Source organism: Mesorhizobium sp. M7A.F.Ca.CA.003.01.2.1, assembly GCF_003998945.1.
GTDB lineage: Bacteria > Pseudomonadota > Alphaproteobacteria > Rhizobiales > Rhizobiaceae > Mesorhizobium > Mesorhizobium ciceri.
Window position 1 is genome coordinate 1 of record NZ_RZRA01001030.1, and the last position, 1,879, is coordinate 1,879.

2 protein-coding genes and 1 pseudogene are annotated in these 1,879 nt (G+C 63.7%); 1 reads left to right on the forward strand and 2 read right to left on the reverse strand.

Going from position 1 to position 1,879, the window contains the following annotated elements:
- On the forward strand, positions 1 to 340 hold a 340-nt coding region (locus tag EN969_RS29210), incomplete at its 5' end, for a glutamine amidotransferase (RefSeq protein ID WP_245465442.1).
- A gap of 119 nt (positions 341 to 459) precedes the next feature.
- On the opposite strand, the gene EN969_RS29215 is transcribed toward EN969_RS29210, so the two are convergent.
- Together EN969_RS29215 and EN969_RS29220 are read right to left on the reverse strand one after the other, a co-directional pair.
- On the reverse strand, positions 460 to 984 hold the full coding sequence (locus EN969_RS29215) for a hypothetical protein (protein WP_013532008.1): 525 nt from the start codon (positions 982 to 984) through the stop codon (positions 460 to 462).
- A gap of 160 nt (positions 985 to 1,144) precedes the next feature.
- A pseudogene (locus tag EN969_RS29220) lies at positions 1,145 to 1,879 on the reverse strand (trigger factor); the annotation flags it as partial.

Sequence of the window (1,879 nt, forward strand, 5' to 3'; positions counted from 1 at the left end):
TCCCAATGATGACCGCCTCGAAATTCCGGAGGGCTTTCGTCCCGAGATCACTGGCTCAAGAGACCATCCGCTTTTTGCCGGCATTGAGGGCGAATGGCCGCTGCTGCTCGGCGCCAACGAGGTCGTCGCCCGCGATCGCGACGATGTCGAGGTTCTGGCGCGGCTGCCGCAGGACCAGGGCGGCCATCCCCTGCTGGTCACCGGGCGTCACGGCGAAGGGCGCACGCTGGTCTGGACGTCGGACATCGGACCGCACTGGCTGCCGAACAGTTTTGTCGAATGGCCCGGCTATGCGCGGCTTTGGACCAACGTGCTCCGCTGGGTCAGCAACGCCGTTTGATGATGTCGCCCCAAAGTGCGTTTTTGAGGCAACGACATGTATGAGAACAAAGGTTTGAAGCCGATCAGCATCACCGGGAACGGCGAGCTCGGCCGTTGCCGCCTTCGCCTCACGGTCGTTCACGGCGGATCGGTGTTGCAGTTTCCGGCAACCTGGCTGACCGCTTCGCCGAACCCGGCGAGGTCGAAATCGGCCTCGCCGCGCCCCGCCAGCAGCCCGAACCGCCACGAAAGCTGGAGCCGGTTCGCGGCGACAAGGCGCCTGATGCCATCGGCGCCATCGCGCACCAGCATCCGGCCGCGCGGCCCGACCGACCAGCTTTCGTCGAACTTGCTCTCCTGATCGACCGTAATCGACATGGTGATCTTGCGGCTGGCCGAAACAGCGTCGTTCAGTTGCAGCCATTCAGTCCAATGCGGCTCGCCGTTTGCCCGGCAGGCAATCGTCAGGATCGGGCTGTAGCTCAAGGCACCGCCGCCGGTGATCAGCTTGTTGGTGGCGTAGAGCGAGGCCGTCACGAGGCCGTCTTCACTCGTGCCGAAGCGCCAGTTGTCAGGCACCGTGCCGGCCTGGGCAATGCCGCAGACCGAGATAAGGATCAGCGCGATTGCCGAAGCGTGTCCCAATTCGACGAACAGTCTCAACACGCCCTCCAACAACCAAGCGGCTTGCAATAGAAGCGCAGATAATGATCAAAGCTTGGTCGCCACAGGCCGTCGCTCGCGAAGCATGGCGGCTGTTGCAGTTTGGCAACGAAAAAGGCCGCCTCGAGGGCGGCCTTCCTGTTTCAGCGGAGCGCTGGTGTTATTCGGCGGCCTTCTTCTTCGGCGCGGCCTTCTTCTTGGGCTCTTCCGCGTCGTCGGCCGTCTTGGCGTCGGCCTTCTTGGCGGCGGCTTTCTTCGCCGGCTTCGCCTTGACGGCGGTCTCGTCCTCTTCGTCGTCGGCCATCAGCTCTTCCTTGCTGACCTTGACGTCGGTGACCGAAATCTGACCGAGCAGATGGTCGACCACCTTTTCCTCGAACATCGGCGCCCGCAGCGTGTTCAACGCTTCCGGGTTGTTGCGGTAGAACTCGAAGACTTCCTGCTGCTGGTTTCCTGGATAGCGCCGCACCTGCTCGAACAGGCCGCGCTGCAGCTCTTCGTCCGATACGGTCACGCCGGCCTTCTCGCCGATTTCAGCCAGCACCAGCCCGAGGCGCACGCGGCGCTCGGCAAGCCGCAGATACTCGGCGCGCGCCTCTTCTTCCGTCGTCTCTTCGTCGGCGAAGGTGCGTCCGGCTGCTTCCAGATCACGATTGACCTGCGCCCAGATGTTGTTGAACTCGGCGTCGACGAGCTTCGACGGCGCCTCGAACGAATAAGCCGCGTCGAGCTGGTCGAGCAGCTGGCGCTTGACCTTCTGGCGCGTCATGGCGCCGAACTGGTTCTCGATCTGGCCGCGCACGACGTCGCGCAGGCGCTCCAGCGACTCCAGGCCGAGGTTCTTGGCGGTCTCGTCGTTGATTTCCAGCGCGCCGGGCTGGGACACTTCCTTGAC